Source organism: Pseudomonas laurylsulfativorans (genome assembly GCF_002906155.1).
Lineage (GTDB): Bacteria > Pseudomonadota > Gammaproteobacteria > Pseudomonadales > Pseudomonadaceae > Aquipseudomonas > Aquipseudomonas laurylsulfativorans.
In genome coordinates this window covers 701,764-716,221 of the sequence record NZ_MUJK01000003.1, presented here as the reverse complement: position 1 = coordinate 716,221, position 14,458 = coordinate 701,764, and the positions used below count along the sequence as shown (strand labels likewise).

General features: G+C 51.5%; 12 protein-coding genes and 1 pseudogene. 2 read left to right on the top strand and 11 right to left on the bottom strand.

Annotated elements, in window-relative coordinates; translation table 11 throughout:
• Positions 1-337 precede the first annotated feature (337 nt).
• From B0D71_RS13790 to B0D71_RS13770, 5 genes are all read right to left on the bottom strand, one after another.
• A complete protein-coding gene (locus B0D71_RS13790) occupies positions 338-1,150 on the bottom strand; it encodes an aspartate dehydrogenase (RefSeq protein WP_103395229.1) in 813 nt (270 codons plus the stop codon).
• A complete protein-coding gene (locus tag B0D71_RS13785) occupies positions 1,147-1,914 on the bottom strand; it encodes an alpha/beta fold hydrolase (protein WP_103395228.1) in 768 nt (255 codons plus the stop codon). The genes B0D71_RS13790 and B0D71_RS13785 overlap by 4 nt, the downstream gene beginning before the upstream one ends.
• Positions 1,915-1,924: 10 nt before the next feature.
• On the bottom strand, positions 1,925-2,446 hold the full coding sequence (locus tag B0D71_RS13780; protein ID WP_103395227.1) for a cupin domain-containing protein: 522 nt from the start codon (positions 2,444-2,446) through the stop codon (positions 1,925-1,927).
• A 334-nt stretch (positions 2,447-2,780) separates the two neighbouring features.
• Positions 2,781-3,659, bottom strand: coding sequence for a DMT family transporter (locus tag B0D71_RS13775; protein ID WP_103395226.1), 879 nt, complete (start codon positions 3,657-3,659; stop codon positions 2,781-2,783).
• Between the two features lie 3 nt (positions 3,660-3,662).
• On the bottom strand, positions 3,663-4,343 hold the full coding sequence (locus B0D71_RS13770; RefSeq protein ID WP_240635705.1) for a dienelactone hydrolase family protein: 681 nt from the start codon (positions 4,341-4,343) through the stop codon (positions 3,663-3,665).
• A gap of 428 nt (positions 4,344-4,771) precedes the next feature.
• On the opposite strand from B0D71_RS13770, the pseudogene B0D71_RS32360 reads away from it, so the two are divergent.
• A pseudogene (locus tag B0D71_RS32360) lies at positions 4,772-6,049 on the top strand (methyl-accepting chemotaxis protein); the annotation flags it as partial.
• Positions 6,050-6,151: 102 nt separating this feature from the next.
• On the top strand, positions 6,152-6,907 hold the full coding sequence (locus B0D71_RS32355; protein WP_420825136.1) for a methyl-accepting chemotaxis protein: 756 nt from the start codon (positions 6,152-6,154) through the stop codon (positions 6,905-6,907).
• A 187-nt stretch (positions 6,908-7,094) separates the two neighbouring features.
• Here the strand turns inward: B0D71_RS32355 and B0D71_RS13760 are convergent, their stop codons facing one another.
• The 6 genes from B0D71_RS13760 to B0D71_RS13735 form a co-directional block, all read right to left on the bottom strand.
• Positions 7,095-8,378, bottom strand: coding sequence for an MFS transporter (locus tag B0D71_RS13760; protein WP_103395224.1), 1,284 nt, complete (start codon positions 8,376-8,378; stop codon positions 7,095-7,097).
• 161 nt (positions 8,379-8,539) lie between these two features.
• Positions 8,540-9,574 (bottom strand): proline racemase family protein, encoded by a 1,035-nt coding sequence (locus B0D71_RS13755; RefSeq protein WP_103395223.1) that lies wholly within the window; start codon positions 9,572-9,574, stop codon positions 8,540-8,542.
• Between the two features lie 82 nt (positions 9,575-9,656).
• On the bottom strand, positions 9,657-11,144 hold the full coding sequence (locus tag B0D71_RS13750; RefSeq protein ID WP_103395222.1) for an aldehyde dehydrogenase family protein: 1,488 nt from the start codon (positions 11,142-11,144) through the stop codon (positions 9,657-9,659).
• A 92-nt stretch (positions 11,145-11,236) separates the two neighbouring features.
• Positions 11,237-11,803 (bottom strand): NIPSNAP family protein, encoded by a 567-nt coding sequence (locus B0D71_RS13745; RefSeq protein ID WP_103395272.1) that lies wholly within the window; start codon positions 11,801-11,803, stop codon positions 11,237-11,239.
• A gap of 10 nt (positions 11,804-11,813) precedes the next feature.
• Entirely contained in the window at positions 11,814-12,566 is a 753-nt protein-coding gene (locus B0D71_RS13740) for an SDR family oxidoreductase (RefSeq protein ID WP_103395221.1), read from the bottom strand.
• 65 nt (positions 12,567-12,631) lie between these two features.
• A complete protein-coding gene (locus tag B0D71_RS13735) occupies positions 12,632-14,287 on the bottom strand; it encodes a choline dehydrogenase (protein ID WP_103395220.1) in 1,656 nt (551 codons plus the stop codon).
• Between the last annotated feature and the right edge of the window lie 171 nt (positions 14,288-14,458).

Sequence of the window (14,458 nt, the reverse complement as noted above, 5' to 3'; positions counted from 1 at the left end):
CTCAGGAACAAATCAAAATTCTTTGATGCCCTCAGTCCATGCTTTGACTGCCCATACCTTGCGCTGAGATAGGCTATGGAATCAGCGCAAAACCATAGGAGGCTGAGGAGCAATGACTCAGGCTGAGATCGTCAGATAAGGTATCGATAGAAACACATCGACCACCTCTGGCTATTTAAAAACCATGACGAAAAAGCGGCGCAAGCGCCGACTTTTCCTTCGCCATAAAGGCTTTGTTCTTGAGACCCGTGACAGAAACAAGAAATTCTTATCCGCGACTCAAATGAAGTCACAAGAACATCACCTTTATGTATTCGATTACATTTTCAATCAAATACTAGAATACGGTGGTCAGAAGCTGCTTACTGACGGCTTCCTCAATACTCAATGCCGCCAACCAGGATGTCTTCACATTGTCAGGCAGCGGGTTATTGATCAGTCGAATCGACAACTCACCAAATGCTCCCTTGGCATTAACCTCGTGCACGTTCTTTCCAACAGTCGGATCAGCGATCAACTCAACCTGTGTGTCGTCGAAACCAACACCAGACAAAGCAACAGCAGCCGTCACGTTCGCATTTTTTGGAAAACGAATGGATGCCTGGGCAGCAGTACCACGGAAGATCGTCGTTGGCACCTTGATTTGATCAAGGTCGAACTCTTCTTCGGCAGGTGTTCCAGCCCACGCTTGCGGTGGTTTTCGACCTACGTACAACACTTCGTCCAGGCCAGCAGCTCGAGCAGAGCGCATGGCATCCAAGCCACCGATCGCGCCAGAGACGAGGATCAATCGTGCACCACCTGATTCCGCTGCTTGCTCAAGATCTGCAGCCAACGACTTGTCAGCGAGTGCGCCGATAGAAGCAATTACGACGTCAATACCTGCACTAAGGAACACAGGGACTGCATGAACGACCGCACCGTGACCTGCACATTCGATAATCAGGTCTGGCTTCCAATCGATCAGTTGCTGGGCTTCAGTGAAAAGCTCCAGCTTATGCTCTTTGACGAAGTCGTCAGTATGAGGGGCATGATCAATTGCAGCGTAGGACGCCTGTGGAAGGTGCTGGGTTTGCAAGGCATTCAGGACGCGTTTACCAATTGCCCCAAGTCCGATGATCCCGACGCGGCTGATTTTATTAGTGCTCATGCTATGGACTCCCAGAATTGACGAAGCAGTGCGGTGTAATATTTGGTGCGTGTAACCGGTGGAAAATGACCACCACTCAGCTCAACAAGGCTGGAACCAGGAATGAGGCTGGCCAGCTCCTGTGAATGATGAAAAGGAATGATGTAGTCATCTTGAGCGCCAATGACCCACACAGGCAGATTGAGAGACGACAACTCATCGCGACGACTGAAGTTCAGAAGCATCTCCATTCGTGCATAAGTCATCTCGATATCTACCGATGAAACCTCTTCAAAATCGAGCGGATCATCGATTGCGAAATTGTCGCCATACCATTGCGATGGATAAGCAACCAAGCGCGTGAGCGCGTTGTAAGCCACGCCACCCAGCTTGGTTAGCAGATACTGACGATAGGCAAAAAAGTCCTTGAAGCGCTTGTCAGGCATAGCCCAGCCACAACTCAGTACGATGCTCTTTACCCGCTCGGGGTGATCCAGCGCCATGCTTTGTGCGACTAATGATCCGGTCGAGTGCCCCACTATATGAGCCGACTCAACGCCCTTTTCATCTAACAATCTGCGCAAGGCGTCCCTGATGCCCAGAATGTTTGGCGACCCTTCAATTTCGCTTCGACCTACTCCGGGGTGATCGAACGTAATCACCCGGTAGTCATCTTTGAGTTGATCGACAACCGGCTGCCAAAACTCGGCCAGCCCACCCAATCCTGAGATCAAAACTACAGGGATACCCGACCCCCTCTCCTGGGCGTAGATCTTTTCTGCCATGTCATCAATCTCAGTTTTTGGTGTAGGCAAAAATACCGCTGGACTCGATCTGCTCGATATTTGCTGGCCGCTCAAATGGCTCCGGAGCAGGCTCACCGTGCTGACGAGGGCGACCAACATCACGGAAGAAAGTCTCCAAGCCACTTGGATTCATGAACCATACCCAGTGCAGATCTACTTCGCCGTCATTGCTGAACGTGTGAGAGTTGTGTTCACCCAAGAACAGGGTCACGCCTGGTTCAAGCTTGTACACCTTGCCATCGACAACTGCGGTGCCGGTGCCAGATACGAAGTGCAAGACTTCTTCGTTAGCCGCATGCGCATGTTCACGAACACGACCGCCAGGAGGCAGCATTTGCGTACCCACGGAGAAGTTACGGTTCATCTTGAACAACTGAGGTGATACCGCCACAGAGACATAGCCGTTTGCAGGCTTCGGCTGCCAGTAGCTGACTTCGGTCTCACGAGTGACGTAGACCAGAGTCCCTTTAGCTTCTGCGGGTTCGTTCGAATCGATTGCTGTATTAGTCACAAAAACCTCCGTCAAGCTTGTTGGGCGAGCCTGCCAATACTTGGCTTTCAAGGCTCGTAATCGTTTACATTTCAAAACAAAAAACTACGTACATCCGCTATCAGCCGCCTTACGACAAGGCATTCCCCGAATAAACCAGCGATCCATGGAACCTACTAAGCATTGCGATTCCCTAACCTCGAGCTCATACGGATAACCACAACATATGAAGGTGCTTTATTTGTAATCGTTTACTAGCCAATTCGCAAGCGATTTTCACGCCATTGGTCAGAACAACCAGCGCACCTTATCTACCGAGGACTGTGGATTCGCCTTCGTGTCTCTCGAAAGCCCGTTATTTATAACGTTTGATTGCAATCAATCCGCTGATCGAGATCAATAAAACCCCACCTAGCGCCGCAAACGAAGGAAAGGTCGAGTACAGAACGAAGCCCAAAAAAACCGAGAAAACGATTTGGATATAGCTGAACGGCGCAAGAAATGAGGGACTCGCAGATTGATATGCAGAAGCCAATAGCCAATGGGCAATTGTGCCCGCCAACCCCATAGGAAGCATCCAGGACAAATCATCGAGCGTCGGGGTCACCCAAAAAAGTGGAAGAGCTAAGCTTGCGATCAAGAAAGCAAAAATGCCGAGCCATATAGTGGATGTCGCCGGCGAATCAAACCTTGATGCCGCTCGTGTCACCAACTGATAGATGCTCAAGAAGAAAGCTGCAGAGCAAGGCAGTAACGCCGCAGGGACGAATAGCTCCCCTCCTGGCCTTACGATCATCAGCACGCCAACCAGGCCCGCAGCAACAGCTGCCCACTGAGAAAACACGACTGACTCACGCAATACAAGCCTGCTAATCACAAGCACGAACAGAGGCGATAAAAAATTCAACGCCGTAGCCTCTGCGAGAGGTACGTACTTCAATCCGACAATAAAGCAAACACTCAACGCCACAAGGCACTGAGCTCTTAAAAAATGCAATCCTCGGTGCCGCGTGCTGAATACTGCAGGGCCTGATCGAGCCCATCCCCAAGCGGACATCAAGACCGCCTGTAAAAAATAACGACCCCATATCAGCATCACTACAGGGAGCGTGGCGATCAGGTGCCTGGCCATTGCGTCATGGATGGCGAGAAAGAGTGCTGCCATGCATACCAGAAGCGCGGCGCTCTGTCGGGACGCTGTAGAATTTGCATCAAGCGCTAAGCTGGCACGCATGACTCAGCGCACCAGGTGTTGAGCAAGAAACCGGAGCGTGTCGGCCTTAGCCAACAACGCTGCTTTCATCGAATAGCTATTTCGCTCCACACAATTAAAGCCATGGCGTTGCCCCTCATAAATTCGAAAAGTGGCATCACCGGTAGCACTGAGAAGAGGTTTAAGCCTGGTGACTTCTTCCATCGCGATGAGGTGGTCGTCTCCGGCGAAATGAAAAAGGAAAGGAAAAGCCATCCGCGGAGTTTTGTTTAGCATCCCACCAATCCCGCTGCCGTAATAACTGACACCGGCACTCAAGTGTTCGTTAGCTGCCAGGGAGTAGGCCAAGGTGCCACCCAAGCAATAGCCCAGCACACCGAGCCTACCCTCGACGAACTCACAACCTTTCAGATATTCGACAGCTCGACCAAGGTCATCGCACGCCTGATACATATCCAGCGCGTTGTAGTGTTTATAGGCCAGCTCAATACCTGCATCGTCATAGGTCAGGTCAATACGGGCTTGTTGACGCCAAAAGACATCTGGGGCGAGCACCACAAAACCTTCGGCAGCATAGGCATCTGCCATCGCACGAATATGGGCATTTACCCCCCAGATTTCCTGGATTAGCAGAAGGCCTGGGCCTCTGCCAGAGGGAGGTACACAGAGGTAACCCGAAAAATCACTTCCCCCGCCCTCCGACATCGCAACCCAACGCCCCATGACTGACCCTTTTCTTAACGTAAAAAAAACCCGCCGGTGTGAAAGCGGGTGAGGAAGAGCACCAACAAAGAAAAAATACCCGCTGAAATCAGCGGGTCAAAACATGAAACAAAACCCTAACGAAGGATTACAACCTTGCACCAAAGCGGGTGACCAAACCGTGCCTTGAGCTGGCACCTGACTGTAAAAATTACATTCAGAGCCGAAAAATTTGCCGTGAAGCAAATTGCCTTGACCCTTCCAGCCCTCGGTAAAATCTGGAAGATCTCGCTGACAAACCAAATGTAATCGTTTACGAGTTTTCATGTCAACCATCTGAACTGGAATTTTTAAGCCATACATCGCCTCGTAAAATCAAGACCACACCCTAATGTAATCGTTTACCTTGCCGATTAAGAGATTACTCCCTTATGCGAGGCGCTTTCATGCACTTCTCTCACCTAGCAATAAAAACAAAAATCATCTTGGTTTCCGGTCTCTGCCTCCTTGGTGTGATCATTGGTTTGGTATTTTTTTCCATTGATCACATACGGCAAACGTCATATTTGGTTGATGAATCAGGAACGCGCTCACTGAAGGATGGCGCCCTTCGATACCTGAACGCCGCAGCAAAACAACAGGCCGATGTCATCCAAGAGCGGTTCGTGAGCGGAAACGTCTTTACTCGAACAGTCGCAAGTCAAATCGTCGTAATGCGCGACCAAGCAATGAAGGATGGCCTACCTGGCAATGTGCTGCGCACTCACCTATTTCAGTTGATGCAAGCACAGGTAAACGCTACTCCGGAAATCCTCGGCATCGCTGTGGCTTTTGATAAGGACAAGCTGGATAACACTGACTCTGCTGCGATCAACGCCCCAGATCATGCGGGGAACGAAGTCGGCCGATTTGCGGCATATGCTTCGTCAAAGGAAAACTTCACGATCCCAGAAGCTGACCTTATCGATGACGGTGATGCGACAAAACTCTGGTTTAACTGCCCGAAAAAGACGCAAAAAACGTGTGTAATTGAACCCTACACCTACCCTCTCAATGGCGTGCCGACGCTGATGTCGAGCATCGCCATGCCGATAATTGATAAGGGGCAGGTTATAGGGGTCATCAGTATTGACCTAACACTAGAGAGCCTTCAAAGCCTGGCAATCCAAGCCAGTTCGAGCCTCTATGAGGGTCAATCCCAAGTGACCTTTGTCAGCGCCTCAGGGATCATTGCAGGAAAAAGCAATGCCGCAGATGCTTTAGGTAAAGCCCTGAAGACAGTCGAACCTGTACGAACAACGACCACAATAGAGCAGGCTCGTAAAGATGGTTCGTCGGTGACAGAAACTACCAGTGATGGTGAATTGATGATCGCTGTCCCTTTTTCACCTGTACAGGGCGCATCACCCTGGCAAGTCATCATCAGTGTCCCGGAAGCGACTCTAATGGCACCGGCGCAGGAGCTACAGCAAACGCTTCAGCAATTTAATGCTGAAGGCATTGGCAAACAAATCATCATTGGAAGCTCGGTCGCAATAGCAGGTCTCACTCTGATGTGGTTGCTCGCCGCGAGCATCAGCAAACCGATTATTCGAGTTTCTGCCATGCTTGAAAACATCGCAAATGGTGAGGGTGACCTCACGCGTCGCCTTGATTTTGAGCGACGCGACGAAATGGGAGAGTTGGTTGGCTGGTTCAACGCCTTTCTAGACAAGCTTCAACCCATCATTGCCCAAGTGAGTAAAGCCGCGGGAGAAACCCGTAGTACCGCCACCCTAGCCGCAGCAGTAGCAAATGAAACCAGTACTGGTATGCAGCAACAGCTTCGAGAGGTCGAACAAGTCGCCACCGCGGCTCACGAGATGAGCGCCACTTCGCAAGATGTCGCAAAGAATGCCTCAATGGCTGCCGGGGCCGCGCGCGATGGCGACGGTGCTACTCAGTCATGCAAAGAAATTATTGAAGCCACAACAGGTTCAATCCAATCGCTGGCAAAAAATATGGGGAATGCGATGAAAGAGGTTCATCAACTCTCCGACAACAGCGAGAAAATTGGCAGTGTCCTTGACGTTATTCGCTCCATCGCAGAGCAGACGAATTTACTGGCACTCAATGCTGCGATCGAAGCGGCACGCGCAGGCGAAACCGGTCGTGGCTTCGCGGTAGTGGCTGACGAAGTTCGTCACTTGGCCAAGCGAACACAAGACTCAGTGAGTGAAATTCAGGGTGTCATAGAAAATCTACAGAACGGCACACGAGGTGTAGTCAATGCGATGGAGTCACAGCACCGCCAAGCCGACTCAAGTGCTGAGCATGCGCTAAAAGCTGTGATAGCGCTCGCACGAGTAAGCCAAAGTATTGAAGTGATAAACGATATGACCATACAGATCGCGAGCGCGGCCGAAGAACAAAGCGCTGTCTCTGAAGAGGTCAACCGGAACGTGTCCGCAATCCGAGACGTGACCGAGTTACTTGCAGCGCAGGCACGTGAGTCTGCAAGTGTTAGCCAGTCACTGAATGAGCTGGCGAATCAGCAGCAGACGCTAATGGGCAATTTTAAAGTTTGATGTGGTGAGCGCGAGGCGCCGCAAGGTATGACTACCAATGCTTGCGCGCCTCATCCATCTGCTCCGGTATGAATTCTCTTCAACGGTGCTATAGCTTCTTCGATACAGCAGTCCACCTTGAGCTTGTTAGCCGAGGTGCTCAGACGCAAAACGCTCCACACTCTCCTTTGAACCCCCCATGGAAAACCTATTTCTTAATGGTGGGATTTAGCCTAATTCCGAACAAATAGATCAGCGCCGCGGCGAACGCCAAAAGAGCGCTGATGCTCAGGGCTATGGAAAAGGAATGTGTTTGATCGACCAAGATGCCAGTGATCACTGGCGCCGCGGATCCACCAAGATAACCACCAAAAGTAAGCAAGCTGCCCATTGTCGCAACAAAGCGCGTATCGACCATTACACCGACCAAAGCCCAGGTGCCAACGTTTGCGAAATAGATGAAGAACATGGAAGCAGAAATAGCAATTAACGCTCCAGTCGTTGTCGGAGCGAACACAGCACACAGAGTCGCGATGCCAGCGCCGAACAGACCACCGCAAATCGGCAGCTTGCGACTTGCCGAAATTGACCATCCTCGACGTACGAGCCAATCGATAAGCACCCCGCAGCTGAGTTGGCCTAAAGTGCCTAACGCATAAGGAATAGCTGCCAACCATCCTGTCAGGGCGATACTCACGTGACGTTCATTCTGCAAATAGACTGGCAGCCAGGACATGTACAACCAGATCATGTAGATGACTCCAGCTGATCCGAAGATCATCGCCCAGGTATTCCGCTGGCGAAAAAGGCTACCCCACTCTCGTAACGAGATTTTTTCCTTCACGATTACCGGCGCATCGGTTTTTGCCACCGCTTGATCAAAGTCAGCACGATTCCGATAAAAAGCGAGCCAAGCAAGACCTAAAAGAATGCCTATTACACCAAGCACGACGAACATCCAACGCCACCCACGACTGAGCATCAAGAGCGTCAGTAGCGGTGGTGCCATGGCTGGTGCAATCGTTCCCGCGATCAAAAAGAGACTTGTTGGCCCACCACGCTTTTCCGCGGTGAACCATTCACTGACCGCTTTTGCGCTCGCGGGATAGTGGGGGGACTCACCTGCTCCGAGCAACGCACGGCCAATGAAGAGGTGACTGAAACTGTTTGCCAATCCACAAAACACTTGCGCCGAAGACCATATGATCAGTCCGCACCCAAGAACAAGGCGCGCGCCCAGTCGGTCTAGAATGATGCCTATCGGTAGCTGGGAAAACGCGTAGACCAGCGAGAACGCTGACATCAATACGCCCATGCCGGCAGCACTGATTTGAAGCTCCTGACTGATCAATGGGTTCGCGATCGAAAGAGCACTACGATCGAGATTGTTGATGAGGCCCGCGAAAATCAGCATCGTCATGGTGGTGATCTGCATACCGCGTAGCGATGGAGTTTGGCGTGTAGTTACTGCAAGGTCGCTTTGGACATTCATGACTAAAATCCTTTTCAAGCAACACAGACGTACAGATGCCTCGCACGACAGACATTGGTCTGCTGCATCATTGGAGTAAGGACATCACCTGTGTTGAAAAATCTGGCAGGAAGTACGAGATGGTTGACGCCCGGTCATTGCGACCGGGCACCAGGGGCGAATTAGTTATTTTTGCGCCAGGTATCGCTTAGGGTGTACCCAGTCGGAAATGGATCGTTTGGATCAAGAACATACTGGTGGAAGCCGGTAAGGAACGCTTGACCACTAATAGTCGGTCGAATCCCCGGACGACCGCCAATGGTTAGCGTCTCAACGATCTCTCCAACAAACTCAGTGCTCAGGATGGATTCGTGAATTAACTTTTCACCAGGCTTGATTTGCCCTCGCGCATGCATGACAGCTAGACGCGCACTCGTACCAGTACCACATGGGGAGCGATCAAGGCGACCTGGTGAAACAATCACCCCGTTTCGCGAACGCTTACCCTGAGGGTCATCACGCATCGGCCCCGCAAAGAGCGTTTGATTGATGGTATGGATCTCTGGCTGTTCAGGATGAACCGCTGGAATTTGCTCTGCAGCAGCCGCCTTGATGGTCTCGCCAACGCTAACCAGTGTCGCCGCTTCGTCAGGTGTAATGTCAAACCCAAGCGATTGGGCATCTGCCAGGACGTAAATCATCCCGCCATAAGCTACGTCGACTTTGATAGTACCCAAGCCAGGTACCTCAATGTGCTTGTCCAGAGCAAACACAAAACAAGGGACGTTGGAAAACTTAACACTCAAGCATTTACCGTCTTGGCAGCGAGCTTCAACACGAACGAGGCCACCTGGTGCTTCCAAGGTCAAGCGAGTAATAGGCTCAACCATTGGGATCATGCCGGTTTCCAACAGAGCCGTCACAGTACAGATCGTGTTGCTGCCCGACATTGGAGGGTAGAACTCTGACTCCATAATTACGAAGCCAGCGTCAGCCTCCGGATGCGACGAAGGCAGTACCAAGTTAATGCATTGGGTCACCGTCCCTCGTGGCTCCTGAAGCAGGAATTTACGCAAATCATCACCCTGCGTTTCCAGATACTTCATCTTGTCGAACATGGTCTCACCAGGTACGTCCAAGACACCGCCGGTAATCACATCATTGCGCTCTCCAGCAACGTGAGCACCGACAACATTGATCATTCGCTTGAATTTCATAAGTCACTTTTCTGAGTTAGTGAGAAGCGATCTAGCCGATGTGGTCAGCAGCACGCTCATCACGTGCTACTGACAAACTGACTCAGCCGACGGTATTAGGCAGCAGCGGCGAGCGAACTCCCATCTTGATAAAGGTCGACTTCACTTCAAGGAATTCGTTGAGTCCATCAACGCCATTCTCACGCCCATAGCCACTCTGCTTGTAACCACCGAAAGGCAGCTGTGGTGAGGTTTCCAGGTACGTATTCACGAAAACTGTACCGCTCTGCAGTTTTTGAGAGACCTTCAAAGCTTTGTCGATGTCTTTCGTCCAAATGCCATTACCCAGACCGTACTCTGTGTCGTTGGCCAACTCGACCGCCTCCTCCAGAGTTTTGAAGGTAGTCACCGTCAATACAGGGCCGAAGATTTCCTCACGAAAAATACGGTGATGACGCTCAACGCCAGTAAAAATAGTTGGGCCTACGAAGTACCCAGCATCTAAACCGCGATCTGTCAGACGATTACCACCGCAAACCAGATTGGCTCCTTCTTGCTTGCCAATCTCAATGTAGTTCAAAACGCTTTCCAGGTGCTGGGCGTGGATGAGCGCGCCAATCTGGGTACTTTCATCCAACGGCATACCCACAACGACTTTGTTGGCTCGCTCAACCAGCTTGGCAACGAAATCTTGTGCCACCGACTCTTCAATCAAAAGACGGGTGCCGGCAACGCACTCCTCGCCCTGGTTGAGAATCACACCAAAAAGAACGCCATCCAAAGCAGCGTCAAGATCAGCATCCGCAAAGACGACGTTCGCAGCCTTGCCGCCCAGCTCCAGCGCAACACGGGTAAGGTCGGAGGCAGCGGTTGCAGCTAGTTGCTTACCTACACGAGTCGAGCCGGTGAACGAAATCATGGAAACGTTCGGATGACGAGTCATACGTTCGCCAACAATAGAACCGCGTCCAGTCACAATGTTGATCAGACCTGCTGGGAAGCCTGCTTCAGCTGCCAATTTAGCAACTTCCAGAGCAGTACCGGAGGTCAGCTCGGACGGCTTGATAACTACTGGGCAACCCGCAGCGAGGGCGTAAGGAAGCTTCTGGAAAAGGCAAACCATAGGGAAGTTCCAAGGCACGATCAAGCCAACCACGCCACGAGCTTCACGGGTTACCAAGCCCAGTTTGTCATCACCCAAATGGTTATAGGCCTCGCCTTTGATCTGCCATGCGAGGGATGCAGCGAAGCGGGTCAATTCAACCGACCACAAGACTTCTCCCTTTGCATAGGAAATTGGTTTACCCACCTCTTCAGCTTCGATCAACGCCAAACGATCGGCATCACGCTCGATCAGATCAGCCAATTTGTTAAGCAGTTTTGCACGCTCAGAACCTGGTACTGACGACCAAGTGCCGGACTGATGCAGCTTGAATGCATGCTCAACTGCGACATCGACATCTTTTTCGTTGCCGCTAGCAAAGCTTGCGATCAGACCGCCGTGAGCAGGCGATACACGCTCGATGTATTCATGCCCATTGGGAGCGCATTCAGCGCCATTGATCCAGTGGGTGTACTTTCTGAGAGTCATTAGTGGTTCCTCTAAATTTGAGCTTTGTATACGTTTACAAGCTATTCAAAAAAAAATAAAGCCTTTTGGGGCAAGCGGCAGTCAGGCTGGCATCAAGCGGCCTGAATCCCCAATGGCTTGAGAGTACGAGTTTCGATGACCAAGGAAGATTGGATGTCGACCGGAGGCGCTTCGGCGTTTGGCCCCATGACAACCACTTGATTGGGATCAGAAAACTCAGTTGCCCAAAGACCGCACACCTGAACACGCTCCTGAGCGATAGCGGTGCTAATTTGCTGAATCACAGCTCCGGCCTTACCAGTTGGGCAGCGATAGACATGCAGGTAACGCACGGGGGCTAGGCTGTCGAGATTTGTCTCAAGCTTAGGTGTGAGAACCTGCAAGAACTGCTTGCTTACCTGTGGGGCAGCCTGAGGAAGAAAAGACTCCCGCCAGGCGTCGACTTTGATTAGCTCCCCCCTCAAACGAGCACGCTCATCCAGAGAGTCGTAACGCCAGATATGGCGAAAGGTGACCTTGTCCCCTACCCGCTCCTGCCACATCCCCTGTAACTTGCCATATTCATCACCGCGTATAGGCAAGCAAAGGCTCTCGAAAAGACCCCAATACTTTTCCCAAGCTTGTGTGGTGAATTGATATTCGCGCAGTTCGTCAATCATCGACATGTCCTCACCAGGCGGTGTAGCCACCATCCACAGTGAACATGGCGCCAGTCGCAAAATTCGAATCCTGGGAAGCCAGGAACAGAATCACGTTTGCGATATCAATTGGCTCACCCATTTTGTTCAACGGGGAACGCGCCGCCAGGCCCTTTTTGAACGCTACTGGATCCTCAACGGTTTCAAACATCTTGTCGTAATAACTGGACGCAATCACACCTGGAGCCACGCTATTAACGCGAACGCCTTCGAGAGCGTGATCCAGTGCCATTGCACGCGTTAAAGCGGCTACGCCACCCTTCGCAGCGACGTAAGCCGCTCGATCCTTGATACCAACTACAGAAATCGTGGACGCTAGGTTTACAACTGCTCCGCCACCTCGTCGAATAATTTCAGGGATGACGTATTTTGAGCACAGGAACACACCCTTGAGATTGACGTCGATAACCTGATCCCAAGTGTCTTCGTCAACGGTGACGACCGTGCCCAAGGTGCCGAAGCCAGCATTGTTCACGAGGATGTCGATACCACCGAAATGAGCGACTGCTTTTTCAACCATTGTCTTAACTTGAGCAGCGTCAGAAACATCCGCCTGTACAGCAAATGCTTGGCTACCCAGCGCCTCTGCCACGGCCAAAGCTTGCTCGATGTTGCGATCGGCGACGATAACCTTCGCCCCCTCACTCACAAACAATTTGGCAGTAGCCTCACCAATTCCTGCACCAGCACCCGTGATGAGTGCAACTTTGTCTTGCAATTTCATTGTCCGATTCCTTCAAGTATCGATAAAGCATCATTGGTTAGATTTCGCGGCAAAGCCCTGCCATCTCACGCCGGCGAGTAATACTTGGCTTTTGCTTTGGTAAGGGGAGCGACTCCACGAATATCGTCAGCAATCTTTTCCGCCATCATGATCACTGGAGCATTGAGGTTACCGCTCACAATCTCCGGCATGATCGAAGCGTCAACGACCCGAAGGTTTTCGATGCCATGCACTCGTGCACGAGCATCAACAACGCTCATCTCGTCTGTTCCCATACGGCAGGTACACGACGGGTGATAGTTAGTGCCGGCAAGACCACGTAATGCCTGTAGGATTTCTTCGTCAGTCTGTACGGATGGGCCAGGCGTCACTTCTTCCCCGCGGTACGGATCCCATGCAGGCTGAGATACGACATGTCGAATCGCCTTGACCGCGGCAACAGCGTCGTCACGATCCTCTTGAGTCGAAAGGAAATTGAAATTGAATTTCGGCGCTGCAAGCGGATCCGCCGACCCCAGCCATACACGGCCTGTACTGGTTGGGCGCATCAGGCTAAAAAAGTATTGGAAGCCATTCTCCAGCTTGACGCTGCCGTGCTGGAACTCACCCAGCATTGGGATGAATTCAAACTGCACATTGGGCACCTTGATATCGTCGTTGGTGCGAATGAAGGCACCGACCTCGAAGAAGTTGGTGGCACCGAGACCTTTTTTGAACAGCGTCCACATGGCTCCCAGCTTGAACTTTCCGATAGGAGTGAGTTGCTTGGCGATGGAAACATTTTGAGTGGCGCGGTACTGAACAGGAGCGGCAATGTGGTCTTTCATGCCCTCGCCCACGCCCGGCAGATCCGCAACACATTTGATACCGAACTCGGCCAGATGTTCAGCATTACCGATACCGGACAGCATCAGGAGGTGTGGCGAGTGAATAGCTCCAGCGCACAAGATAACTTCTTTGTTGACGCTTAGGACTTCGGGCTTCCCATCGCGCTGGAAGTGAACTCTGACCGCGCGTTTGCCTGCAAACTCGATTCGGGTGACCTGGGCCTTGTCACAGACATGCAGGTTTTCGCGATGTTTATTCGGGTGAATGTACGCTTGCGAAGTGCTCCAACGAATACCCTTGTGCACGTTCCGCTGAGTGATGTGAACACCTTCCTGACGGTACGCGTTGTGATCCTGCATGTAGGGGTAGCCTGCCTGCACCCCAGCCTCAATAAATGCCTTGTATAGAGGGTTGTTCGCTGCGCACGTTTGGATGTGCATCGGGCCAGAATCGCCACGATAGTCATTGCCGCCCTGGTCGAACGTTTCCGCCTTGCGGAAGTACGGCAGACACTCGTCGTAGCTCCAACCTTTCAGACCCATTGCCGCCCAGTTGTCGTAGTCCCATGGATTACCACGAACCCAGTTCATCCCGTTGATGGAAGACGAACCACCCAATACCCGTCCACGAGCCTCGTAGATGGTGCGGCCATCCAACTCCTTTTCTGGCTCTGAGTGGATGTACCAATTGAAGCGATCATTCATCAAAGGAAAGCCCAAGGCAGCAGGCATTTGGATGAAGATGCTCTTATCTGACGGCCCAGCCTCCAGCATCAAAACGGATCGCCCCTGATCCTCCGAAAGGCGGCCCGCTATAACACTGCCAGCGGATCCGGAGCCGATGACGATGTAGTCATAGACATTGGAGATGTTACGCCCATTGATATCACGCATTTTTTCACCTGGAGGTCGGTTAACCGCGGTCATCACCGCTGTAATCGTTTACAAACTGAAGCACAGAATAACAAAAATAATCTTCTCGGGAAGAACATTACAGTTTTTCTGCGTCTGTAGGGTTCTATGAAGCAAATGGCATGCCTAGTTGGAGAACAGCAGAAAATTTTT

Bases quoted from the DNA above. Each gene is read 5' to 3' on its own strand.
- B0D71_RS13750 (WP_103395222.1), bottom strand. From the start codon at position 11,144: ATGACTCTCAGAAAGTACACCCACTGGATCAATGGCGCTGAATGCGCT.
- B0D71_RS13775 (WP_103395226.1), bottom strand. From the start codon at position 3,659: ATGCGTGCCAGCTTAGCGCTTGATGCAAATTCTACAGCGTCCCGACAG.
- B0D71_RS32355 (WP_420825136.1), top strand. From the start codon at position 6,152: ATGCAGCAACAGCTTCGAGAGGTCGAACAAGTCGCCACCGCGGCTCAC.
- B0D71_RS13770 (WP_240635705.1), bottom strand. From the start codon at position 4,343: ATGTCGGAGGGCGGGGGAAGTGATTTTTCGGGTTACCTCTGTGTACCT.
- B0D71_RS13785 (WP_103395228.1), bottom strand. From the start codon at position 1,914: ATGGCAGAAAAGATCTACGCCCAGGAGAGGGGGTCGGGTATCCCTGTA.
- B0D71_RS13745 (WP_103395272.1), bottom strand. From the start codon at position 11,803: ATGATTGACGAACTGCGCGAATATCAATTCACCACACAAGCTTGGGAA.
- B0D71_RS13735 (WP_103395220.1), bottom strand. From the start codon at position 14,287: ATGCGTGATATCAATGGGCGTAACATCTCCAATGTCTATGACTACATC.
- B0D71_RS13790 (WP_103395229.1), bottom strand. From the start codon at position 1,150: ATGAGCACTAATAAAATCAGCCGCGTCGGGATCATCGGACTTGGGGCA.
- B0D71_RS13740 (WP_103395221.1), bottom strand. From the start codon at position 12,566: ATGAAATTGCAAGACAAAGTTGCACTCATCACGGGTGCTGGTGCAGGA.
- B0D71_RS13755 (WP_103395223.1), bottom strand. From the start codon at position 9,574: ATGAAATTCAAGCGAATGATCAATGTTGTCGGTGCTCACGTTGCTGGA.
- B0D71_RS13760 (WP_103395224.1), bottom strand. From the start codon at position 8,378: ATGAATGTCCAAAGCGACCTTGCAGTAACTACACGCCAAACTCCATCG.